At 47.9% G+C, this 22,838-nt stretch carries 19 protein-coding genes; all 19 read right to left on the bottom strand.

Going from position 1 to position 22,838, the window contains the following annotated elements:
- Positions 1–3: 3 nt before the first annotated feature.
- Positions 4–1,674 carry a DNA repair protein RecN gene (gene recN / locus ACFSKO_RS12030; RefSeq protein WP_380251843.1) on the bottom strand — a complete coding sequence of 557 codons (1,671 nt, stop codon included), beginning with the start codon at positions 1,672–1,674 and terminating at the stop codon, positions 4–6.
- A 25-nt stretch (positions 1,675–1,699) separates the two neighbouring features.
- The gene (locus ACFSKO_RS12025) at positions 1,700–2,539 is read right to left on the bottom strand and encodes an outer membrane protein assembly factor BamD (protein WP_380251841.1); all 840 of its coding nucleotides are present in this window, start codon (positions 2,537–2,539) and stop codon (positions 1,700–1,702) included.
- Positions 2,540–2,733: 194 nt separating this feature from the next.
- Positions 2,734–3,687, bottom strand: coding sequence for a UDP-3-O-acyl-N-acetylglucosamine deacetylase (gene lpxC / locus ACFSKO_RS12020; RefSeq protein ID WP_380251839.1), 954 nt, complete (start codon positions 3,685–3,687; stop codon positions 2,734–2,736).
- Between the two features lie 169 nt (positions 3,688–3,856).
- Positions 3,857–5,563 carry a cell division protein FtsZ gene (ftsZ, locus tag ACFSKO_RS12015; protein WP_380251837.1) on the bottom strand — a complete coding sequence of 569 codons (1,707 nt, stop codon included), beginning with the start codon at positions 5,561–5,563 and terminating at the stop codon, positions 3,857–3,859.
- A 93-nt stretch (positions 5,564–5,656) separates the two neighbouring features.
- A complete protein-coding gene (ftsA, locus tag ACFSKO_RS12010; protein WP_380251835.1) occupies positions 5,657–6,928 on the bottom strand; it encodes a cell division protein FtsA in 1,272 nt (423 codons plus the stop codon).
- Positions 6,929–6,995: 67 nt separating this feature from the next.
- Positions 6,996–7,859, bottom strand: a complete 864-nt coding sequence (locus ACFSKO_RS12005) for a cell division protein FtsQ/DivIB (protein ID WP_380251833.1) — start codon at positions 7,857–7,859, stop codon at positions 6,996–6,998.
- Positions 7,856–8,788, bottom strand: a complete 933-nt coding sequence (locus tag ACFSKO_RS12000) for a D-alanine--D-alanine ligase (RefSeq protein WP_380251831.1) — start codon at positions 8,786–8,788, stop codon at positions 7,856–7,858. Before ACFSKO_RS12000 ends, ACFSKO_RS12005 begins: the two co-directional genes overlap by 4 nt.
- Positions 8,785–9,738, bottom strand: a complete 954-nt coding sequence (gene murB / locus ACFSKO_RS11995) for a UDP-N-acetylmuramate dehydrogenase (RefSeq protein WP_380251829.1) — start codon at positions 9,736–9,738, stop codon at positions 8,785–8,787. The genes ACFSKO_RS12000 and murB overlap by 4 nt, the downstream gene beginning before the upstream one ends.
- 3 nt (positions 9,739–9,741) lie before the next feature.
- Positions 9,742–11,178, bottom strand: a complete 1,437-nt coding sequence (gene murC, locus ACFSKO_RS11990) for a UDP-N-acetylmuramate--L-alanine ligase (protein ID WP_380251827.1) — start codon at positions 11,176–11,178, stop codon at positions 9,742–9,744.
- On the bottom strand, positions 11,175–12,329 hold the full coding sequence (murG, locus tag ACFSKO_RS11985) for an undecaprenyldiphospho-muramoylpentapeptide beta-N-acetylglucosaminyltransferase (RefSeq protein ID WP_380251825.1): 1,155 nt from the start codon (positions 12,327–12,329) through the stop codon (positions 11,175–11,177). The genes murC and murG overlap by 4 nt, the downstream gene beginning before the upstream one ends.
- Positions 12,326–13,450, bottom strand: coding sequence for a putative lipid II flippase FtsW (gene ftsW / locus ACFSKO_RS11980; protein WP_380251823.1), 1,125 nt, complete (start codon positions 13,448–13,450; stop codon positions 12,326–12,328). The genes murG and ftsW overlap by 4 nt, the downstream gene beginning before the upstream one ends.
- Positions 13,447–14,886, bottom strand: a complete 1,440-nt coding sequence (gene murD / locus ACFSKO_RS11975; RefSeq protein WP_380251821.1) for a UDP-N-acetylmuramoyl-L-alanine--D-glutamate ligase — start codon at positions 14,884–14,886, stop codon at positions 13,447–13,449. The genes ftsW and murD overlap by 4 nt, the downstream gene beginning before the upstream one ends.
- A 7-nt stretch (positions 14,887–14,893) precedes the next feature.
- Positions 14,894–15,982 carry a phospho-N-acetylmuramoyl-pentapeptide-transferase gene (gene mraY, locus ACFSKO_RS11970; protein ID WP_380251819.1) on the bottom strand — a complete coding sequence of 363 codons (1,089 nt, stop codon included), beginning with the start codon at positions 15,980–15,982 and terminating at the stop codon, positions 14,894–14,896.
- Positions 15,982–17,406 carry a UDP-N-acetylmuramoyl-tripeptide--D-alanyl-D-alanine ligase gene (locus ACFSKO_RS11965; protein ID WP_380251817.1) on the bottom strand — a complete coding sequence of 475 codons (1,425 nt, stop codon included), beginning with the start codon at positions 17,404–17,406 and terminating at the stop codon, positions 15,982–15,984. The genes mraY and ACFSKO_RS11965 overlap by 1 nt, the downstream gene beginning before the upstream one ends.
- Positions 17,396–18,928, bottom strand: coding sequence for a UDP-N-acetylmuramoyl-L-alanyl-D-glutamate--2,6-diaminopimelate ligase (locus ACFSKO_RS11960; RefSeq protein ID WP_380251815.1), 1,533 nt, complete (start codon positions 18,926–18,928; stop codon positions 17,396–17,398). The genes ACFSKO_RS11965 and ACFSKO_RS11960 overlap by 11 nt, the downstream gene beginning before the upstream one ends.
- The gene (locus ACFSKO_RS11955) at positions 18,915–20,681 is read right to left on the bottom strand and encodes a peptidoglycan D,D-transpeptidase FtsI family protein (RefSeq protein WP_380251813.1); all 1,767 of its coding nucleotides are present in this window, start codon (positions 20,679–20,681) and stop codon (positions 18,915–18,917) included. Before ACFSKO_RS11955 ends, ACFSKO_RS11960 begins: the two co-directional genes overlap by 14 nt.
- Positions 20,678–21,028, bottom strand: a complete 351-nt coding sequence (gene ftsL / locus ACFSKO_RS11950) for a cell division protein FtsL (protein WP_380251811.1) — start codon at positions 21,026–21,028, stop codon at positions 20,678–20,680. The genes ACFSKO_RS11955 and ftsL overlap by 4 nt, the downstream gene beginning before the upstream one ends.
- A complete protein-coding gene (gene rsmH / locus ACFSKO_RS11945) occupies positions 21,025–22,104 on the bottom strand; it encodes a 16S rRNA (cytosine(1402)-N(4))-methyltransferase RsmH (RefSeq protein ID WP_380251809.1) in 1,080 nt (359 codons plus the stop codon). The genes ftsL and rsmH overlap by 4 nt, the downstream gene beginning before the upstream one ends.
- Positions 22,104–22,595, bottom strand: coding sequence for a division/cell wall cluster transcriptional repressor MraZ (locus ACFSKO_RS11940; RefSeq protein WP_380251808.1), 492 nt, complete (start codon positions 22,593–22,595; stop codon positions 22,104–22,106). The genes rsmH and ACFSKO_RS11940 overlap by 1 nt, the downstream gene beginning before the upstream one ends.
- Positions 22,596–22,838: the final 243 nt, after the last annotated feature.

The following is a 22,838-nucleotide window of genomic DNA, read 5'->3' as shown; positions in this document are numbered from 1 at the left end:
TACTTATCCTAAAAGGCTATCAGCTGCGGATCTAGCTTCATTTGTTATCTCAGCCCCTGAGAGCATTCGGGCTACTTCTTCGCGTCTTTGCTGGTCTGTAAGGGCAAAGACAGTTGTCGTTGTTTGTTTGCCTTTTGCCGACTTCGCGACCATGAGATGCTGGCTGCCCTTTGCCGCGACTTGAGGGCTGTGGGTGATTACCAAAATTTGACGTTCTTCAGCCAAACGCGCTAAACGCTCGCCCACGGCATGGGCCGTGGCTCCGCCAATACCTGCATCAACCTCATCAAATACCAGACAGCCGATTGGACTGACCTTGGCCATTACGACTTTAAGGGCAAGGAGGAAGCGTGCGAGTTCGCCTCCCGAAGCTATTTTACCAAGTGGGCCGGGTGCGGATCCAGGGTTGGTTGAGACAAGAAATGAAACCTGGTCCCAACCATGAGAGCCCCAGTTTTTTTCGGCCTGGATTTCAATGCCCGTTTTGAAAGAAGCACGTTCGAGTTTGAGGGGGGGGAGTTCGCTGTTAATTGCTTTGTCCAGCTCCATGGCTTTTTTATGCCGAGCCTTACTTAGCTTTTCCGCGGCTTGGACATAATCGTCGCGTGCTTTTTCGCAACGACGGTCAAGCTCTTGTAAGTGCTCGTTACCCGTGTCAATCAGGTAAAGCTGCTGCGCAACGGTCTCTCTTATCCGCGGGAGCTCTTCGGGCTCAACACGATGTTTCCGGGCGAGGTCCTGATATGAAAAATACCGTTCTTCAATCTCTTGAAGTTTTGCTGGATCGAGATCTAAATCATTTGAAATGCTTGTCAAAGATGACAGAGCATCTTGAACTTCATAGGTCGCCCGGTCCAGAGCGTCCACAACAGGTTGAAGGCGCTCTCTTGCGCTTTCCGGAATGTTGAGAAGATGCCCCTGTGCACCTGAAATTGCATTTTCAGCCCCACCAACGCCATTTTCACCCGTAAGATCTTGTGTACAGGCGCTCATCGCTTGGACCAGCTTTTCACTATGCATCAGGAGTTGACGCTGGGATGATAGGGTATCGAGTTCGCCTTCCTCTGGTGTGAGAGCGTCAAGCTCTTCGAGTGAGTGTCTAAGGAATGTTTCTTCTCTTTGAGCTTGAGCAAGTTTTTCATCAGCCTCGGCGCGTTCTTTTCGAACGTGATGCCAATGCGTCCATAGGGTATTAATTTTTAAGAGTAATTCATCGTTACCACTGGCAGCATCTAGAAGGTTCCGGTGGTTGCTTTGGTCCAAAAGGCCGCGCTGCTCGAATTGCCCTTGTATTTCTATTAGAAGATCACCTGCCTGCCTCAAAAGGTTGGCAGATACGGGGGTGTCATTGATATAAGCACGGCTGCGGCCGTCCGAATTTAGGACGCGTCGAAATACCAGAAGCTCGTTTTCGAGAATGACGTCTTTTTCTTGTAGGAGGTCAAAGACCGGATGGCTGGGAGCAGGATCAAAAACAGCGCTAACGGTTGCTTTATCTGTGCCTTGTCGCACGAGCCTTGATTCTGCTCGTGCACCTAATGCAAGACCGAGAGAATCTAATAGTATTGATTTACCCGCACCTGTTTCGCCCGTGAGGACACAAAGCCCCTGATCAAAGGCGAGCTCTAATCGGTCGATGAGAACCACATTGTTGATCGTTAAGTTGAGCAGCACAGCTCACCTGCCATTTATAGAGCCATTAAAGAATTGAATCCCAGACTTCAGAAATCCATGAGCCTTCTTTTTCTGCAGGCTCAAGATTTTGTCCGGTTAATAGAGCGTAACTGTCTTCATACCAGCGGTCGCCGGGAAAGTTATGGCCTAGTACTGCCGTTGTTGCTTGCGCCTCATCAATGATGCCCAAAGCGAGGTAGGCCTCTACCAATCTATGAAGGGCTTCTGGAACATGTGTTGTGGTTTGAAATTGACCAATAACGGTTCTGAAGCGATTGATTGCTGCAAGGTATTCTTTACGGTTGAGGTAAAAACGGCCAATGGTCATTTGTTTTCCCGCGAGGTGATCATTGGCGAGGTCGATTTTTAACTGAGCATCACGGGCGTACTTACTCTCTGGGAAACGGCGTACCACATCACGGAGAGAAGTTAATGCCTCAACAGTCATTTTTTGATCGCGGGCGACATCTGAAATCTGTTCGTAATAACTCAAGGCTTTCAGATAATAGGCGTAAGGCGTATCGCGATTGCCAGGATGAAGTTCAATAAACCGATCCAAAGCGCTAATGGCGTCGTCATATTGGTTTTCAGTATAAAGAGCATAAGCAGCCATTAACTGTGCTTTGGAGGCCCAAACTGAATAAGGATGCTGCCGCTCAACTTCGTCGAAGAGGCGGGCGGCTTCCTGGTTTTCACCTGCTTTTAAAGCATTGTTGGCGGCGCTGTAGAGTTCTTCGACCGGCCTTTCGACGTACGCGGGCTTTTCATCTGAGCTACAAGCCGCAAGTGTTGCAATCAATGACAGTGCAAGCGTCGCACGGAAAAGGGGAGTTGCAATTAACTGTCTAAATAGACCGGATTTCATATTACGCTACTCTTTTTGTTCGCGATTTTGGTTACCTGAGGCTGAATTGTCAAAGCACTATAGGGCTTCGTTATCCGGTCCTCAAGAGAACTGAGCCGATCTTGACTGGAAAGGTGTAAAATAATTTTTTTGCTAGAAAGAAAAAAGCAAAAAAGCCCAGTAAAACCGGGCTCTTTTTAATAAGTGTGCCTTGCTTAGACGCTGGCTGCTGCTGCTCTTTGTGGGACGGTATAAGAGGCGCTATGAGAGACTGTATCTTCAATAGGAAGAGTTACCCATTCCCAAGCACTGTTATCAGCGAGTAATTTCTTAACAAGACGGTAGGTTTGGGCATGTCCTGTGCGTACACCATGGTAGTGACCAACAATTGGAGCGCCCGCGAGATAGAGATCACCGATGGAATCTAAAACTTTGTGTCGGACAAACTCGTTACCATAACGAAGACCGCCTTCGTTCATGATTGTGTCGCCATCAATCACAATTGCATTATCTAAAGAACCGCCACGGGCAAGTCCCATTTTGCGAAGTTGATCTGCTTCATGTAAGAAGCCAAAAGTACGGGCGCGGCTGACTTCTTGTTTGTAACGATCAGCGCGGACTTCCATGTAAAGTTCTTGATGACCGATAGCTTGACTTTCGAAGTCGATTTCGAAACTTACAGAGAAACACTCGTTTGGACTAAGGCTACCAGAGCGGTTATCTTCTTCGTCGCGAACTTCTTTGAGTATGCGAATAGCACGCTTAGGGGCATTTTGTTCTAGTATGCCAGCACATTCGATCAGAAATACAAACGGCGAAGAGCTTCCGTCCATAACGGGAACTTCACAAGCATTGATGTCAATATAACAATTGTCGATACCAAACCCTGCAAGAGCAGACATTAGGTGTTCGATGGTACCTATTTTAACATCGTCTTTTACAAGCATTGTGCAAAGAGGTGATTCTATTGCGTATTCCCATGTCGCTGGGATTACAGCGCCTTTACCTGCAACATCTGTCCGACGAAAAACGACACCGGTATCAGGTGCGGCAGGGTGAAGTGTCATGATAACGTTGTCGCCTGAATGCAGTCCAACTCCAGAGCAATTTATGGCGCTCTTGAGTGTTTTTTGTTTTTGGACGCGATTGGCAGTGATGTTGGTTTTCATGAGCACGCTTCGTTTGTTAGTTAATCCCCCGGAAGCAAACTGAGCTATGCAGCTAAATTGTACACCCGATAAAATGCAACAAGGGAACGATAGCTCGTCCCCTTGTTTCTAACAAATCACTGTTTGTTTCAATATGTTACGAAATGTAACGTACTCTGAAACAATTGTCCTAGTTGGCTTGACGCCGCAGAAATGCTGGGATGTCCAGTAAATCTTCGTCGCTGGAAGCTGACTGAATGCGATCATTTGGGTCCAAGCCAGTCAAACGAGGTTGTTGGCTGTTACCTGTTGTCGGCGATTCGGTCGGCTTTGGAACCGCACTTGTTGCCACTGGGGCGGGTGCCGCTACAGTTGAGCCAATCTGTAATTCGTCATGTTCTTCGCTTTGGGTAGCTGCCTGAAGTGCCCGAGCTGCACCGCCAGTGATTCGACCAAAAAGTCCGCGACCCTTTTTTGCATTATCGTCGTGTCGGTCAGTTCCATTCGCCAAGGCCGCTGCCGCAAAAGGATCTGCTTTTTGAGGTTGTGGCTGTGGTATAGCTGGTTTCTGGTTGGTAACAGTCGCTGGAGTTGGAGCAACGAAAGTATCGTTCTTGATTTCAGCTTGAGGGGCCGATGCCATTATCTGTTGACCGTCAGCATCGCTGCGTGTGATTGCAGATTCAATACTTGTTTGCGAAGGTCCAGTTTCAATAATGGGCTGTGGCGCTGTGCTTGCGGCAGGGGCGAGTGGTTGTTGTGACGCTGCAGGCGCTGCTTGAGCAGACATTGAACCAGGACCTGCGTGTTCCGTTGGGGAAACCATCGTTTGGTCTGGTTGAGCTCCTGCCTGCTCTGGCGTCACGTTCAAAGGTGCTGGAGGTGTCTGGAACTCTTTGCTCTGTACCGGGCGGATATTTTTGATGGATTCAGCATCGATGCCTGTTGCAACAACGGAAACGCGCATGGTGCCTTCCATGTTTGGATCGTAGGTTGATCCAAAAATGATGTTAGCTTCAGGATCTACTTCATCACGAATACGATTAGCGGCTTCATCGACCTCAAATAGTGTGAGATCAGGGCCACCGGTAATGTTGATTAACACACCGCGTGCACCCTTCATGGAGACTTCATCAAGAAGCGGGTTGGAAATCGCAGCTTCAGCAGCGTCCATAGCGCGGGTTTCACCTTCTGCTTCACCTGTACCCATCATGGCTTTGCCCATTTCCGTCATTACAGCGCGGATGTCGGCAAAGTCGAGGTTGATGAGGCCAGGCATAACCATAAGGTCTGTTACACCACTAACACCGGAGCGAAGTACGTCATCAGCCATTTTAAAGGCGTCGGCAAAAGTGGTTTTTTCGTTGGCAATTCTGAAGAGATTTTGGTTTGGAATGATGATCAGCGTATCAACATACTGCGCAAGCTCTTCAATTCCTTTTTCCGCAAGACGCATACGGTGTACGCCTTCGAAATGGAAGGGCTTGGTGATAACACCTACAGTCAAAATGCCTGCATCACGGGCTGATTTTGCAATAACCGGTGCGGCACCTGTTCCTGTGCCACCGCCCATACCAGCGGTAATAAAGACCATGTTAGAGCCTTCAAGGTGACCAAGGATTTCGTCCATGGCTTCTTCAGCGGCTGCCTTGCCAATGTCTGGTCGTGACCCAGCACCAAGGCCTTGTGTGATATTACGTCCGAGCTGAATAGTGCGATCACAGGATGATTGAGCAATCGCCTGAGCGTCGGTATTGGCGATAAGAAATTCAACACCCTCTAAATTACTCTGGATCATGTTGTTAACAGCATTACCGCCTGCGCCACCAACACCAATTACGGTGATCTGGGGGGTCAGTTCGGATTCAACTGGGGGAACATCTAAATTTAAAGCCATTACTAACCTCCATTGGGCGCCGACTCGGCGAACTCGTTTGTCAAGTTGTACTATAAAGTTGTGGAATCAGTCGAGCTAATTCCTAACTTTTTATTAAAAATTTTCACGAAACCATCTTCCAAATTTATTTACGAAGTTCTGAGGCTGAGGTTCTTCGGGTGTTTTTTCACTTTGAACCTCAGTATGAGAGATGGTTGCGTAGGTTAACAAGCCACTGCAAGTTGAGAAGCTGGGACCACCTGTTGCATCTGCTAACCCGGAAACGCGTATAGGTCTGCCTATACGTACTTGCTTATCTAAAATGAGGCTGGCCAAGTCTGGTAGACCGGGCAGTTGGCTGGCGCCACCTGTAAGGACGACGCGTCTTCCACCAACTTTATCGAAACCACTCATTTCCAATTTTGAGCGTACGATTTCAAAGGTCTCTTCTAACCTGGGCTGTATGATACCAACAAGAAGAGATCTGGGAACCTGCTGAGGTTGGCTGCCTGCGGCTTCACCAACTTGGGGAACATCAATCATTTCGCGTTCGTCGGTCACTGTTGCTACAGCGTGTCCATATAGTGTCTTCATGCGTTCGGCTTCAGCAACCGGGGTAGAGAGGCCACGCGCGATGTCGTTGGTAACGTGATGTCCGCCAACGGGAATGACATCGCAAAATACTAATTTGCCTTCACTAAAGACAGCGATTGAAGTTGTTGTTCCACCCATATCGACCAAGGTAACGCCGAGTTCCATCTCATCATCTACGAGACAGGATAATCCAGAGGCGTATGGTGAAAGAACAAAGGCTATGGGCTGTAAGTGACAACGCTTAATACAGGTCGTTAGATTTCGTAATGAATTTGTCGCAGCTGTAATAAGGTGCATGGTGACACCGAGCATCTCGCCATGCATGCCGCGAGGGTCTTTAATGCCGCGATTACCATCAAGAGTAAAGCCGGTTGGAAGCGAGTGTATAAGCTGTCGCCCCTGTTCAGGGTCACCCTGGGGACCTTGGACCTGGCTGGCGTGTTCGAGGGCCTGTCTGAGATCTGTATCGGTGACCTCGTGACCATTAATCGCAATTTCCAGATTGATGTTATGCGATGATGGTGCACCACCTGAGAGGTTGACCAAAAGTGCGTTGACGGTTTCACCGGCCATTTGTTCCGCAGCATGAACAGCATTGAGGATGGAATCTTCCAACGCTTCCATATCAACGATATTACCGCTTTTCATACCATGACTGGCTTGTTGGCCAATGCCGATAACTTTAGGAGGAGAATCTCCGTCTATCTGGGCGATAAAACAGCAGACCTTACTGCTACCGACATCGATAGCAGCAACGGTTCCGTGTTTGATTGCACCCGGGTTCCGCTTCATGATTTGCGGCATCCTTTCTGGTCAGAAAGGTCAGTTGTGTGTGTCTGGTTAAAATGAACCATCAACATCAGGTCTTTTTTCCTTTTGTGTTAATTTTTCTGTCTTTAGCGGAGCCGCCAGAGGTTCTTACGATCAGGCGATCGCGGGAACGTAAATCTACGAGTATAACATCTCGTTCCAGAACACCTTCTTCGCGTTCTATACGTGCAAAAAATGACCATGCGTCGGTTGGGTCCACTTCGGGAAGCTGAACATCAACGCCATTGTTAAGACGAATGTTCCAACGGCGGCCACTTACTCGAACAGCCGCTTTTACCTTCGTTCCCAAATCGGGTTCACTTGCGATGAGGGCAAGTATCTCTTTCGCATGATCAGGTGCATCTGGACCAACGATGAGCGGCAAGGTCGAGAATCTTTTTGCCTTTGCCGTCGGAATGACTGCACCGTTTTGATCAATGACATGCAAGACGCCTTCTTGTTGCCAGAGAGCGAGAGGTTGTCGTTCGGTCAATTGAACATAGATCACATTGGGGAGACGACGTTCTACGATGGCGTATTCTACCCACGGCAGAAGTTCGATTTCTGCTTTTGCGTCTTCTGGGGAAAAAGACAGTATAGGTGTGCCCCGTTCGACATCAAGCTTGTTGAGGATTGCCTTTGCATTGGTACGTTTTCTGCCTTCAACCAATACGTCTTCCACAGATAAACCTGCCTTGGCCGTCATGTCATGAAAATCATCTACGGCAAGGTTGATTTGTCCCGGTATCCATCCATTGGTCCAAAGTACGGTCACCAAGCAGGCAATAGCAAAGATCGAGCCAATACCTGTGCCGATAAATACTCGTCGCCAGTTGGTATCGCCAAAGGGAAGTTTACTTCGTTTTTGTTTACGATTACGGCGACGTTTGGTTGTCACAGTTTTTTTGCTCATTGCTCCTCCTTGATCCGAAGGGCGTCTTTGACCATCCATGCGCAGAGTTCGGGAAAAGAAATGCCAATATATTTTGCTTGCTCAGGAACCAGACTAAGGTCGGTCATTCCAGGTTGAGTGTTGGTTTCCAGATAATACAGTCCGCCATCGCCTCCAGGTGTGTCGTCATAGCGGAAATCGCTCCGACTGACACCTCTACAACCGAGGATTTGATGGGATTTTAATGCTGCATCTAATGCTTCTTGATAAATTTTTTCTGGGAGTGGTGCGGGGATAATGTGATCTGTTTTTCCATCCGTGTATTTGGCTTCATAGTCATAGAAACCTTCTTTCGGGGATAGCTCTGTTACGGCAAGTGCGCGATCTCCCATAACAGCAACTGTTAGTTCGCGTCCTGGAATATAGCGTTCAACCATAATATCGCCTTGGAACCCTAATTCTTTACGTGTAGTTGCTATATGATTGTCGCCTTCAAACACGATATGAACGCCGACGGATGAGCCTTCGCTCAAAGGTTTGATTACATAAGGACGAGGTAGGGGGTCGCCTAGAGCAAGATCCTTGGCAATAATGCTTTTACTTTCGGGAACTCTGACACCGACTTGTTCAACGAGAGCTTTGGCGCGTTCTTTGTGCATGGCAAGCGCTGAACTTAAGACGTTAGAGTGTGTATAAGGTAGTTCTAATAATTCCAAAAGGCCTTGCACGCATCCATCTTCGCCCCACTGGCCATGAAGCGCGTTGAAGACAACAGAAGGCTTAACTTCTTTGAGTTGAGAAATTAACGAGGGTATATCGTTGCTCACATCAATCTCGGTTACGTTATAGCCTGCCTCTTGCAAAGCCTTGGCACAGGCGGCTCCACTGGCAAGGGATACGTCCCGCTCAGCTGAAAAACCACCTTTGAGCAATGCAACGTTACAGGTCATAAATTTTTATTCCTTATCGTATTCTTAGCGTTTAATGGAGCGCCAATGCGTTTTATTTCCCAGTGAAGATCAATCCCAGATGTGTTCTTGACGCGCTGACGGACGTCTTCCCCTAGGGTCTCTAAATCACTTGCGGAGGCTTTGTCAGTGTTAATGAGAAAATTACAGTGTTGTTCTGATACCTGTGCATCGCCGATTTGGTGTCCGCGGCAACCGGCTTTGTCGATAAGTTGCCAAGCTTTGTTGCCTTCAGGGTTCTTGAATGTGCTGCCACCCGTTCTGGACTTTATGGGTTGGGTGCTTCCACGCGCATCCTGAATTTCTTTCATGCGCGTGGCGATATCTTCTTCGACACCAGTTTCGCCTTGAAAACAAGCGCTTAAGAAAATCCAATCACTGTCTAGATTGCAATGCCGATAACTGTACCCAAGCTGATCGGGCGTGAACTTATGCATGTTACCTTCGGGGTCCATTACTTCAGTCCAAAGGAGTACGTCTTTGGTTTCTCGGCCGTAAGCCCCGGCGTTCATACGCAAAGCCCCGCCAATGGTTCCGGGAACGCCGCAAAGAAATTCTAACCCTGTAAGGCTGGATTTCAACGCAGTCTTTGCAACTTTGACATCAAGCGCTGCAGCTCCTGCTATTATCTGAGAACCGTCACTCTCGACCTTTGAGAAGGCAGGGCCAAGTCGAATAACAACGCCGGTCACACCACCATCGCGGACGAGAAGGTTTGAGCCAACGCCGATAACCATTACCGGGACATCAGCCGGTTTGTTTTTGATAAAATGGACGAGGTCGTCTTGATCTGCCGGAGTAAAAAGCACATCCGTTGGGCCACCCACACGAAACCATGTGATTTTACCAAGACGCGCGTCGGCCTTGTAGCTGCCTCTAACTGTTGGCAGCCTGTGTATGAGGTGGTTTTCTGGAAGGCTATTCTCGATCATGAGTTACGACTTTGCCCCTTCCTGTTTTTCTTTCAGAGACTGGAGTTGTTTGGGAAGATCATGCGCCCAAGCTGAGATACTTCCGGCCCCGAGGCAAACCACAACGTCGCCCGGTTCGGCCGAGGCAGCAACGATGCTTGCAAGATCATCCGGGTGCGGGAGAGCTATTGCGTTTCTGTGACCTCGGGTGCGTAAGCCTTTGACGAGACTATCGCGGTCAGCCCCTTCAATGGGGTCTTCTCCGGCGGTGTAAACGTCTGAAACGATAACCTGATCGGCATCATTAAAGCAGGAGCAAAAACCTTCAAAATGATCAGATAATCTGGAATAACGATGAGGCTGAACAACTGCAATTACCCGTGAATCTTTCGATACAGCTTGGCGAGCAGCCTGAAGAACGGCGGCAATTTCAACAGGGTGATGGCCATAGTCATCAATAATTGTGACCCCGTTAACTTCGCCGGTTTTGGTGAAGCGTCGTTTTACGCCTTTGAAACCTGCTAAAGAAGTGCGAATTCCTTCATCGCTCATGCCCAGCTCGCTTGAGACTGAAATAGCAGCCAACGCATTGAGGATATTGTGGTTGCCGAGCATGGGGAGGCGACAGTCAGCTACGGTCCGACTTTCTTCATCATTTCTTTTGGAAATCACGACATCAAAAACGTTGCCAGTGATTTCTGTGCGCACGTTCACTGCACGGAACTTGGCTTGTGGGCTAAATCCATAAGTAACAATACGGCGATCTTCTATACGACCAATCAAAGACTGAACCACCGGGTGATCAATGCACAAGACAGAGAATCCGTAAAAAGGAATGTTGGTGACAAAAGTCGCAAAGGCTTCGTGTAACGCTTCGATGGAGCCGTAAAATTCCATGTGCTCGGGGTCGATGTTCGTGATCACGGATACGGTTGCGGGAAGCTTGATAAAAGTACCATCGCTTTCATCGGCCTCTACCACCATCCAGTCACCATCCCCCAATCGGGCGTTGGTACCATAGGCGTTAATGATACCGCCATTGATCACGGTTGGATCAAATTTACCACCGTCCAGTAGAGCTGCAATCATGGAAGTTGTTGTTGTTTTTCCGTGTGTACCACCGACTGCTACACAAGATTTAAAACGCATCAATTCAGCCAGCATTTCTGCTCGGCGAACGATGGGGGTTAATCGGTTGCGTGCTTCTTCTATTTCAGGGTTGTCCAACTTTATCGCGGATGAAACCACGACAACCCGAGCATCTTGAACATTTTCAGCTTTATGGCCGATCATGATCTTTATACCCATTTCGCGAAGCCTAAGAACGTTGGCAGATTCAGCGATATCGCTTCCTTGAATCTGGTAACCCAAATTATGAAGGATTTCTGCAATACCACTCATACCAATGCCGCCAATGCCGACAAAGTGTAGCGGACCTATATCAAGTGGCATGCCTTTCATGCTGCCGCACCCGTTGAAACGTTCTCGTTTGTTGATGGTTCGTCTCCATTATTTGTTTGGATTCCACAAATGACATCAGCCAAATTGCTTGCGGCGCCAGTTATGGCATGCTCGCTGGCGCAAGATGCAGCTCTTTGCAGAATTTGTGTGTGTGAAAAAAGGGAAATTAAACGTTCAGATAAGCTTTTTGCATCAAGACAGGCTTGGGTCATAAGCCAACCGGCCCCAGCATCGGTAAAATCGCAGGCATTTTTTGTTTGATGATCGTCTGTTGCATGTGGGTAGGGGACCAATATTGCCGGCCGCCCAGCTGCAGCTAATTCAGTAATTGTTGAGGCCCCTGATCTGCAAATAGCGATATGAGCTTTGGCTAATCGTTCAGGCATATCATCAAAGAAGGGCTTCAGATCGGCTGAAATATCGTTTGAATGATAGATTTTAGCAATATTCTCAGAGCCCTCACCGCGGACCTGCTGACTGACATGCAGACGTTTTTTTAACTCTTCCGGTAGCAGAGTAAGGGCTTCTGGAACAATCGTATTAAAAACGGATGCACCTTGGCTTCCCCCGGTGACGAGAATATTAAATTGACCGTTTTCTTTTGGGGTGCTGAAAGGAATTTCCCGTAACGCCATGATCGTTGGCCGGACAGGGTTTCCTGTTAGGGAGATTTTACTCTCTTGGCCAGTAGGAACGTGGGTTACTGACCGAAAAGAAGTGCAAATATTTTTTGCTCTTCTTGCAAGTAATCTGTTTGCACGACCAAGGACGGCATTTTGCTCGTGGAGATAAAGAGGGATGCCAAGTTGACTTCCCGCTAGGGCGGCTGGAACACATGCATAACCACCAAAGGCAACGATGGCATCAGCCTTTATAGTGCGCAGTAATTTTCTGGCCTGAAGTGTTCCAAAAACCAACTTGCAAAGGCTCATGGCTTTACGTGCAATTCCACTGCCTGCGACACCCCCTGCGGAAACGCGGTGAACAGTAACATCTTGGAGGTCGTTACCAAACCCTTGCCCTCTGGCATCGGTGATGAGGCTTACTTTGTGTCCACGATTTAGAAGCTCTTCTGCAAGGGCGCGTGCAGGGAACATGTGTCCACCAGTACCCCCAGCCGTCAAAACAATGTGAGTATTTTTTAGGATCATACTTCTAACCCTCCATGTGGTCGTCTACGGGTGAGGGCGAGTACCATCCCCATGCCAATGGAAAGTGCCAAAAGTGAGGAGCCACCATAACTGATAAAGGGCAGTGTCATGCCTTTTGTTGGAATCAGATGAATGGCGGATGCCATGTTGATAATTGCCTGAAGACCAAATTGGGTTAAGAGGCCCGTGCATGCCAGGAGTACAAATAAATTGTTTTCCTCCAACAATCGGCTGAAGCCTCTCAACACAACAAAGGCAAAAAGAGATACAATGATAAGACAGGCAATCAAACCAAGTTCTTCACCCGCAACAGAGAATATGAAATCAGAATGCGCATCCGGAAGCTGAGATTTTACTGTGCCTTCGCCCGGGCCTTGCCCGAGAAGGCCACCATTTTTGAAGGCCTCCATAGATCGGTTAACCTGATACCTGCTACCAGCAGCTGGATCTAGAAAACCATCAATACGCGCGGTAACATGGGGTAAAGTAAAGTAAGCAGCAATCAAACCAACAGCGGCGAGAAATATAAATACGCCAACCAACATCATTGATAGCCCGGCGAGGAATAACTGAACGCCCCCGATCGCGGTAATGACAACGGTTTGACCGAGATCCGGCTGCATCAACAACAAACTGATCACAACCAGCCAGATACCTATGGCAATCCAGGTTCCGGGAATACCTTCATCGGTTTTGGCGCTGGCAAGCATCCAGGCAACCGTCACAGCAAAGAAGGGTTTCACAAACTCTGAGGGTTGGAGAGAAAAACCAAGTAGATTGATCCACCGCGTGGCGCCTTTGATTTCTACGCCTAAAATCAAAGTTGCGAGCAATAATAAAAGAGTTACGCCCAGACCTAAAACTGCAAAACGTCGGATTTTTTTAACGGGTAGAAGAGAAATACCAATCATAAAAGCGGCTGCAGCGGGTAGAAGTAGGAAGTGGCGTTTTGCAAGCTGAAACGTTCCTACACCAATTCTATCTGCGGCGGCAGGGGAGGCCGCGAGTATAAGTAAAGCGCCAAAGCCCATAAGGACAAGAAGTGCTGCAAGGTTCCAGCGATCAACAGTCCACCACCAACGGCCAACAACTGAAGTATCCATTCTTGAGAAGGTACTCACGATGCGATACTCCCGTGCTGATTGCGAGCACCCGAAGGGCTTACAATTTCATTTACGCATTGTTTGAAATGGTCGCCGCGAAGTTCAAAGCTGCGGTATTGATCCCATGAAGCACAGGCGGGTGAAAGTAAAACAACTGCGTCTTTATAGCCGTCTTGTGCTGCGTCATTGGCAGCTTTTTTTACGGCGCGATCCAGCGTTTCGCAAAGTTCATAGGATACGGCTTTGTCGAGTTGAGTAGCAAAATCTTTGGCGCAATCACCAATGAGATAGGCTCGGCGAATACGATTGAAATACGGGTCTAAATCTTCGATGCCACCTTCTTTAGCGAGGCCGCCAGCGATCCAGTAAATGTTATCGTAACTGCCCAAGGCGCGAGCTGCGGCATCTGCGTTGGTCGCTTTTGAATCGTTAATGTAACGGATGCCGTTCTTAATCATGACCAACTCTTGACGATGAGCCAGGCCAGGAAAAGATGCCATACCGGAAATGATTTCTGCGTTAGACAATCCGAGAGAACGGCACGTTGCAAAAGCTGCTGCTGCATTCTGGTGATTGTGTACACCAGGCAAACGTTCAATTGTGTTTAAGTCAACGATCTCTTCTGCTGTAGTATTTGTCGGGATGAAACAATCGTCAGTCAGGTGCCCTTGGCTAACGAAAACACCTTCGGCCAATCGAATATGCCCTGAAATTGGAATTGTTTTAATTTTGCTCTCAACATTGATCTGATCGAAAACAGCACGACTTTCTTCATCATCAATGCCGATGATGGCGGTTTGAGATTTTGTTTGTCTGTCGAAGATATGCTTTTTGGCTTTGATGTAGCCTTGCATATCTCCATGTCGATCGAGGTGATCTGGGCTGATGTTCATAAAGAGTGAAATATCAAAAACGAGGTGTTCGAGAAGGTCGAGCTGATATGACGACATCTCCAATACATAGACACCTTCATGGTCAAGGTCGGGCAGTTCTAAGGCTGGAGTGCCCAAATTGCCTCCAACAGCGACTTTCTGACCAGCAGTTTTGAGGATGTGAGCGATTAAACTGGTCGTCGTTGACTTCCCGTTGGTACCCGTTATGCCAACAAAGGTTGCATGAGGGCAGGCGCGATAAAGCAGTTCGACCTCACATATGATTTCGACGGCGTTTTTTTTAGCGGCCGCTGCAACGGGATGAGGTTTCGGATGTGTCAAAGGAATGCCAGGTGACATGACCAGACTATGAACCTTTTCCCAATCACAGTCATTTAAATTAACAATCTTGAGGCCAGCATCAGTTGCTTTTTCTCGACCCTGAATATTGTCATCCCATGCCCACACTTCGGCACCAGATTGAGCGAGCGCACAAGCCGCAGTAAGACCCGAACGACCTAAACCTAAAACGGCAAAGACCTTTTTGTCTTGGGAACGGATGTATGTGCTCAGATCAATCATTATTTCCTTATCTCAACTTAAGTGTTGCGAGGCCGATAAGGGCTAGAATCATGGAGATAATCCAAAATCGGATGACAACTGTTGGTTCGGCCCACCCCTTTTTCTCAAAATGATGATGAAGAGGAGCCATTCGGAACACTCGTTTGCCCGTGGTTTTGAACGAAACGACTTGGACAATGACCGATACTGTTTCGAGAACAAAAAGACCGCCGATAATAGACAGAACAATTTCGTGTTTGGTGATAACGGCGATAGCACCAAGTGCGCCGCCGAGACTTAATGAGCCAGTATCTCCCATAAAGACCATTGCTGGTGGGGCATTAAACCAAAGGAAACCAAGGCATGCGCCAACTAAAGCACCACAGAAAACGGTTAGTTCTCCTGTTCCTGGAACATAAGATATTTGCAAGTATTCGGCAAAAATGGTGTTCCCGACCAGATAGGTGATAAGGCCAAAGCATGCGCCGGCAATCATGACAGGCACAGTGGCGAGGCCATCAAGGCCATCTGTCAGGTTGACCGAATTGGAGGCGCCGACCATAACAAAAACAGCGAAAGGAATATAAAAAAGACCGAGGTTAACCATCAAGTCTTTAAAGAATGGAATGGCGAGATGGGTGTTCATGCCGTCTGGACTTGCAGCCATAATTCCCCAGGTCGCGAGAACTGAAATTAGAACCTGAGTAAAGAGCTTTGCTTTACCAGGGAGCCCTTTGGTATTTCGTTTTGTAAGCTTTAAGTAGTCATCTCCAAAGCCAATTAGGCCAAAACCAATAGTGACAAAGAGAGTAATCCAGATAAAGGGGTTGTGTAGATTTGCCCAAAGGAGAGTTGAGACTGATAATGCAAGCAGGATTAAAGCTCCCCCCATTGTTGGGGTGCCTTTTTTTGTCAAAAGGTGGCTTTCTGGGCCATCATCACGGATAGGCTGACCTTCACCTTGTTTGTTTTTGAGCATACGGATGATGCGGGGCCCAAAAATAAAGGAAATGAGCAATGCGGTTAAAACAGCGCCGCCACTTCGGAAGGTTATGTATCTAAAGACGTTGAAAATTGAATATTCATCAGCAAGGGGAAGGAAAATTTCAAACAACATTATGTCTGTCCTCCACTATTTTTTGCGGAAATATTTTTCAAGCGATCTATAATTACGGACATTCTACTTCCCAATGACCCTTTAACGGAGACAACATCATTAGCCTGCACGATGTCAGCAATGATAGCGGCTAATTCGGTTGAATTTTTTTTGTGAACGCCACGTATTTCAGCTGGCAGGGCTTCGTGTAGGGCTTCCATGTGTGCTCCGCAAGTAAATACGAGATCAATGCCTGAAACATTTATGGGACCAGCTAGATCAGCGTGTATTTTCCGTGATTTACTTCCAAGTTCCAACATATCGCCGAGAACGACAATCCGGCGCCCAGATTCGCGTGGTGTTGCATTTGCCAGGACGTTAATAGCGGCGCGGACTGAAACCGGGCTTGCATTATAACTATCGTCGATAAGTTCAAAACTATCCCCATTTTCAAGGGCGAGTAACGTTTTTTCTCCACGACCTGCCAGCCCGTGCAGGGTGCTTAGATCCGCAGCGGCTTTTGAAACATCAGCTCCGATGGCTTGAATAGCGGCAAGGGCTGCCAAGCTGTTGAGTATCCAGTGAAATCCTGGGTTTGAGATCGTATAGTCTACGACTGAGCCACTGATATCTGCTTGTACACGGCTGTATTCTGCGAAAAGTTCATAGCCAATAAGTCTTGCATCTGATTGTGGGTGTTCGCCAAAACCAATGATATTCTGCACACCATTTTCTTTTGCACTCTCAGCCATTAATTCGAAAAGCGGATGGTCTTTGTTGAGTACTGCGACACCACTGTTGTCCATTGCTTCAAATATTTCGCATTTCGCTTGCGCAATTTCTTCTATGGATTTGAAGAACTCAAAGTGAACGGCTTCGATTGTGCTGATAATCGCGACATCAGGACGGACGAGTTTTGAAAGTTCCCTGATTTCACCGGGGCTATTCATGCCGACTTCATTTACAGCGTATACTGCATTGCGTGGCATGCGTGCCAAACTAAGTGGAACGCCCCAATGGTTGTTGAAGCTGGCGGCGCTGGCAGCGGTAACCTCTTGTTTGCTTAAACAGTGGCGTAGCATCTCTTTGATACTGGTTTTGCCGACAGAGCCCGTAACGCCAATAAATTTGGCTGTGCTATTGGCACGGGCTGCCGCGCCAAACCTATTTAAGGCGCCAAGAGTATCGTCAACAATGTGGAGGCAGACATCCTCGCTCAATCTTTCTGGGCGGCGCTCAACGACAGCGACAGATGCTCCTTTTTCAAAAGCATCTGCGACATAATCATGACCATCAAAATTTGGTCCCTGCAAAGCAAAGAAAAGGTCTCCTTTTTCCAGGTTCCTTGTGTTGAGGGATAAGCCCGTGGCTTGCCAATCACAGGTGTTTTCGCCTCCTGTGGCATCGGCTGCTTCTTGAGCTGTCCAAAGAACCTCACGTGCCATTCGTTACTCCCGTCTCATTCTTAATATCTGTCCCACTGTTTTCTTCTTGCAGGGTCGCGGCGATTGCCTCTCGGGCTACATCGCGATCATCAAATGGAAGTACTTTATCGCCGATAATTTGGCCGCTTTCGTGACCTTTTCCGGCAATAATAAGGAGATCTCCGTCATTAAGGTCCGAAACAGCCTTAAATATGGCCTTGCGACGGTCGTTAACTTCGATCGCGTTGGGGGCCGCGGACATGGCCTGCGCACGAATACTGGCAGGATCTTCTGATCGAGGATTGTCATCTGTGATATAGGCGCGATCAGCTAATTTATCTGCTATGCCACCCATAAGAGGGCGTTTTCCTGGATCCCGATCCCCGCCACAACCAACGACTATTGATAGCTTTTTTCGAGTATGTGGTCGCAGGGCGTTGATGATTGCTTCCACCGCATCCGGTGTGTGGGCAAAGTCAACATAAACGGTTCCGCCTTTGGCTGATGTGCCAACTTTTTCTGCCCGACCCGGAACGCCGGAAAGTTTTGGTAATGTATCGACGATTGCCGGGAGACTGGCACCACATCCGAGGGCAAGGCCAACGGAAGCCATAATGTTGCCCGCCTGAAAGCTTCCGGTAAGGGTTAATTTTAAATGAGTGGTTTTACCAAAGAGAGAAAGCTTAAGCTCTTGGCCATCTGTTGTTGGACGTTGCTCGACAACTTGAAGATCTGAAATATTATGGCCGTAGCTGATGATTTTGTGTTTTCTTTTTTCACAGATGCTCCGGATTTGATCAAATTCCAGCATGTCGGCGTTGAGAACAGCCGTCCCACCTTCTGGCAGTAGGTTTTCGAACAAGCGTAATTTAGCCTGTAAGTAGCTCTCCATATCTTTATGATAATCGAGATGGTCTTGTGACAGGTTGGTAAAAGCGGCGGCCTTTGGTTTTAAACCATCAAGACGGTATTGATCCAAGCCGTGGCTTGAAGCCTCAAGAGCGAGGTGCGTAAAGTCTTGTTCACTCAAACCCTTTAAACAGGTAAAGAGTTCAATACTATCAGGTGTTGTCAGAGCTGCAGGCGCGTTTGGTTGAGGCGGGTAAAGACCAAGTGTTCCGAGGCTGGCTGCTTTATGTCCCAGTTTTTCCCAAATTTGACGGGTGAAGGTTGCAACAGAGGTTTTACCGTTTGTGCCTGTAATTGCGACTAAATTTTCAGGTTGTTGTGCACTAAAAGCTGCGGCCATAAGGGCGATGACTTGTCGCGGATTAGGACTCGTGATTACGGGAACCTGCGGTTCACAATCTGAAATGTCTTTTCCTGCTGGGACGAGAAGAGCGCCAGCACCTGCTTTCAAAGCTTGTGATATAAAGTCACAACCATCAAGGCCGCTATCGGTTGAGGGCGGGAGTGCTGCAAAAAGGTAACCCGGTTTGATTTTCCGACTATCGAGAGACAGGCCTGTTATATCCCCGTTGCCATGGTTTTCAATGGGGCGATAGTTTTCTGGTAACTGTGACAGCAAATCATCTAGCCGCAATCTTTCGTCCTTCCATGCGGGCCTTGGCTTTTTTCAAAATAGTATTGCCACCTATATCTGCATCTTCGATATGCACAGGCTCAATTCCAAGTAAGGGGGCCATACGTTCGACGACGCGTTTAACAACGGGAGCTGCAACCCAACCGCCTGTCGCAAATCCAAATGTTTTCTTCGTGCCTTTAGGCTCATCGACCATTACGTAAACCACATAACGGGGGTTGTTCATGGGGAAGGCCGCGACAAAAGATGAGACGCGTGAATTCTTCACATAGCGTCCGTTTCTTAGTTTGTCCGCAGTACCTGTCTTTCCGCCGACGAGATATCCCTGAGCGTTCGCGTTCCTGCCTGATCCGTGTAAGACAACCAGTCTCATTAAATCCCGCATATATGCTGAGGTTTTCTCACTGATAACGCGCCGCCCTACGGGGAGATCTGCGGGTGCGCGTTTGATGAAAGTGGCAGGTTTTAAATTCCCGCCATTTACAACGCTTGAGATAGCGGAGCTCAATTGTAGAGGGCTGACTGCGATACCGTGACCATAGGAAATTGTCATGGTATTGATTTCCCGCCAAGGCGACGGAACAAGCGGGGTACCAACTTCGCTGATTTCAACTGAAGCCGAGCGTAACAATCCAAAATTGGAGAGGTATTTTCTTTGGCCCTCGGTTCCGACTTCTAGTGCCATCTGGACCGTGCCAATATTACTTGAGTAAATCAGAATTTCTGGAACAGATAACCAACGCTTTAAAGGCTTGTAATCATTAATGGTAAACCGGGAAACACGAATAGGTTTACTGACGTCGTAACCATCGTAAATAGAGGCAACCCCTTCATCCAAAGCCATCGCAGATGTTAAGATCTTAAAGGTAGATCCCATTTCGTAAATGCCAAGGGTCGCACGATTGAAACGGGAATCATCAGTGGCAGTGCCTGGGTTTCCAGGGTCAAAGCTTGGAAGAGAAACTGATGAGATGATCTCGCCAGAATCGACATCGATGACAACGCCTGCTGCGCCAATGGCATTGAACTCTTTCATAGACCGGGACATCTCTTCATTCAAAATATGTTGAATACGAAGATCGATGCTAAGTTCTACAGGTTCAGGCTTTTCTCTTAAGGCTTTATCAAAGGACTGCTCAATCCCGGCCAAACCCTTGTTGTCAACGTTAGTGAAGCCGATAACGTGGGCCCCGAGTTTGCCGTGAGGATAAAAACGACGTTGTTCTGTTTCAAAGTTCAGGCCAGGAATACCAAGGCTATTCACGGCATATTGTTGGCGTGGGGTTAAGTTGCGTTTGATCCAGATAAACCCGCGACCAGATGTAAGTTTTTTTAGTAGTTTGTCTTGTGAAATCTCAGGCAGAATGTCGGCGAGTAATCGAGCCGTTGTTTCTGGGTTTGGTACTTTTAGCGGTTCTGCATAGAGTGACGCCGTGGGTAAGGTTGTAGCGAGAACGATGCCGTTCCGGTCGACAATATCGGCTCTTACAGTTTGAACCGGGGGGGCTTCGTCGATGATTTGTGTTGTCTTGTTACTATTTTTTGGCCCCTGTAATAGGGTGAGGTCAACCAGTCTGATCGAGATGATAGCGAAAGCGATGGCCATTAAAGTGCCAGCCACAATCAGACGTGTGCGTCCCACTTCAAGGGCATGGCGAACGCGCCCATCCAGCGTAATAACGGCCTTTGGAGCTCTTGGACTTGCTAAATTGGTCAGGCGACCTTGTTTGTTATCTTCGCGCCAGTCACTCATTGGCTTGCCTCCACACTCGCGTTGGTCGCGGCGCCTGGCAACTTAATATCTGTTCCGCCCTCTAATTCCCTGTCAAGTGTGGGGATGTTCTGTACAGTAATAATTTGAGATGGATGCAGAGGTTTTAAATCAAGATACTGGCTTGATAATCTGGCGAGACGTTCCGGGCGGTTGAGATAGCTCCATTCTGCCTGAAGAATACGGATGGCTTGTTTGTCGCTTTTGATCTTACGTTCAACAGAGGCCAATTGATCTTCAAGGTCCGTGACTTCGTGTTTGACCTGAAAAAGAACAATGGCACAAGCTGCACCAACAACGATCCAAAGCGTAAGGACGAAATTTTTCACTTTTGTCCTCCCGCTTCATAGGGCGTGTCAGTTCTGATCGCAACACGAAGCTTGGCCGAACGGGATCGCGCGTTTTCATGGCATTCGCTGTCGGATGGAGCGAGTGCTTTTTTCGTCGGAAGTGTGAAGGGGTGTTTACGCAACGCCGCGGGCTCAACCGTCGGAGAATGACGGGAGCCCAGCGACATCCCCCCACTGCGTTCGCGTAAAAAGTTTTTAACGATCCGGTCTTCAAGAGAATGAAAAGATACAATCGCGAGACGGCCACCAGGATTAAGCAGTTTTTCGGCTGCGATTAACCCACGTTCCAATTCACCCAACTCGTCATTCACATAAATACGAAGAGCTTGGAATGAACGTGTTGCAGGGTGAATTGTTTTGCCATCTTTACGAGGCTTGGTTCTAATAATTCGACGAATGAGCTCTGAGAGGTGTAATGTGGTCTCAAAAGGTTTCTCAACGCGATCAGTAACGATTGCTCTCGCAATCAACCGTGATTTTTTTTCTTCGCCGTACTTGTAAAGAATATCGGCAATTTCTTTCTCACCATAGGTATTGACCACGTGTGAGGCAGGTTGGCGCAAATCGGAATTCGGACCATCCATGCGCATGTCGAGGGGACCATCATTTTGGAATGAGAAGCCACGCTCTGCTTGATCAAGCTGCATGGAAGAAACACCGAGATCGAGAGTGATACCGTCAACCTTGGTCGTGCCAACTTCTGACAACAGGTGTTCCATATCTCCGAAACATCCTGAAAGAGTTGTGATCTTTCCGGCCTTGACCTCTGGAAGCTCCTTAGCACTTTCGTGTGCAGTTGGGTCACGGTCGATGCCGTAAATTTTACAATCGGCTTGTTGGGCAATGGCACGGCTATAACCGCCTGCGCCAAAGGTACCATCAACGAAAATTTCTCCGTCTTTCGGGGCCAGAGCTGTTATGATCTCTGACAGCATGACGGAGTAATGGCCGTCCTGCTGGGCATTAAAATTCTTTGATGGTTCTTGATCTGATGATGTTTTGTCAACCGGGGCTAAACATGGTTGAGGCGCGGAGAAAAGATGAAAAAAATTCATCACCCATTTTCTCCTTCACGACTGCCGCGAGGGGTAGATGCATCCGATAAAGAAATAGTGAGTTTCTTCGCTTTCGCTCTGTCTCTGGCTTCCTGCTTCTTTTCTTCCAGGGACACAGGATTCCAGACTTGAAATATATCACCTTTGCCAACAAAAGCAGCGCGATCGGTGATTTGGGCATGGGCGATCAATGCGGGTGGTAAAAGAATGCGGCCATCGCCATCAAAGGACAACTGATGAGAATCTGCAAGAATGGCAGTTGCAAGATCATCGTGCTCATCAGAAAAGAGGTCGAGGCTCGAACTCATGCTATTGTGGAGGCGGCGCATGAAGTCCATACCCGCAGCTTCTAAAGCATCAGCACGGTAGGACCGGAAAATAACAATACCTTGGAAGGGTTGGTCAGATAACATTTGGCGAAAGGTAGCCGGAACCGAAACGCGGCCCTTCTTGTCTACCTTGTTTTCGAATGTACCTATAAAAAAGGTCACTTGAATTCGCCTCAAAATAAATTGACCAACATTGGTCTGGAAAGACCACACCGCTGCAATCTTAATCCGGCTTGTTCCCGATTTGGTCCAAAATGGATGATTTTAGGTCACAAATGGGATTTTATGGGATAGCATGGGATCTGGTGGGTGTCAATGGTTTGGCACGTTGTGATTGTATGGTTAAAACATCGTTAATTGCTTATTTTTCAAGGCATATTCAATGACAAATCATCTTGTTATTCA

Origin of the sequence: Kiloniella antarctica, assembly GCF_042682825.1 — a bacterium.
In the GTDB taxonomy this organism is placed as follows: domain Bacteria; phylum Pseudomonadota; class Alphaproteobacteria; order Kiloniellales; family Kiloniellaceae; genus Kiloniella; species Kiloniella antarctica.
This window is presented reverse-complemented; position numbering and strand designations above follow the sequence as displayed.

What these genes read in the sequence shown, in the direction of transcription:
- ACFSKO_RS12025 (WP_380251841.1), bottom strand. Translation starts at nt 2,539, where the DNA reads ATGAAATCCGGTCTATTTAGACAGTTAATTGCAACTCCCCTTTTCCGT.
- lpxC (WP_380251839.1), bottom strand. Translation starts at nt 3,687, where the DNA reads ATGAAAACCAACATCACTGCCAATCGCGTCCAAAAACAAAAAACACTC.
- ftsZ (WP_380251837.1), bottom strand. Translation starts at nt 5,563, where the DNA reads ATGGCTTTAAATTTAGATGTTCCCCCAGTTGAATCCGAACTGACCCCC.
- ftsA (WP_380251835.1), bottom strand. Translation starts at nt 6,928, where the DNA reads ATGAAGCGGAACCCGGGTGCAATCAAACACGGAACCGTTGCTGCTATC.
- ACFSKO_RS12005 (WP_380251833.1), bottom strand. Translation starts at nt 7,859, where the DNA reads ATGAGCAAAAAAACTGTGACAACCAAACGTCGCCGTAATCGTAAACAA.
- ACFSKO_RS12000 (WP_380251831.1), bottom strand. Translation starts at nt 8,788, where the DNA reads ATGACCTGTAACGTTGCATTGCTCAAAGGTGGTTTTTCAGCTGAGCGG.
- murB (WP_380251829.1), bottom strand. Translation starts at nt 9,738, where the DNA reads ATGATCGAGAATAGCCTTCCAGAAAACCACCTCATACACAGGCTGCCA.
- murC (WP_380251827.1), bottom strand. Translation starts at nt 11,178, where the DNA reads ATGAAAGGCATGCCACTTGATATAGGTCCGCTACACTTTGTCGGCATT.
- murG (WP_380251825.1), bottom strand. Translation starts at nt 12,329, where the DNA reads ATGATCCTAAAAAATACTCACATTGTTTTGACGGCTGGGGGTACTGGT.
- murD (WP_380251821.1), bottom strand. Translation starts at nt 14,886, where the DNA reads ATGATTGATCTGAGCACATACATCCGTTCCCAAGACAAAAAGGTCTTT.
- mraY (WP_380251819.1), bottom strand. Translation starts at nt 15,982, where the DNA reads ATGTTGTTTGAAATTTTCCTTCCCCTTGCTGATGAATATTCAATTTTC.
- ACFSKO_RS11965 (WP_380251817.1), bottom strand. Translation starts at nt 17,406, where the DNA reads ATGGCACGTGAGGTTCTTTGGACAGCTCAAGAAGCAGCCGATGCCACA.
- ACFSKO_RS11955 (WP_380251813.1), bottom strand. Translation starts at nt 20,681, where the DNA reads ATGAGTGACTGGCGCGAAGATAACAAACAAGGTCGCCTGACCAATTTA.
- rsmH (WP_380251809.1), bottom strand. Translation starts at nt 22,104, where the DNA reads ATGAATTTTTTTCATCTTTTCTCCGCGCCTCAACCATGTTTAGCCCCG.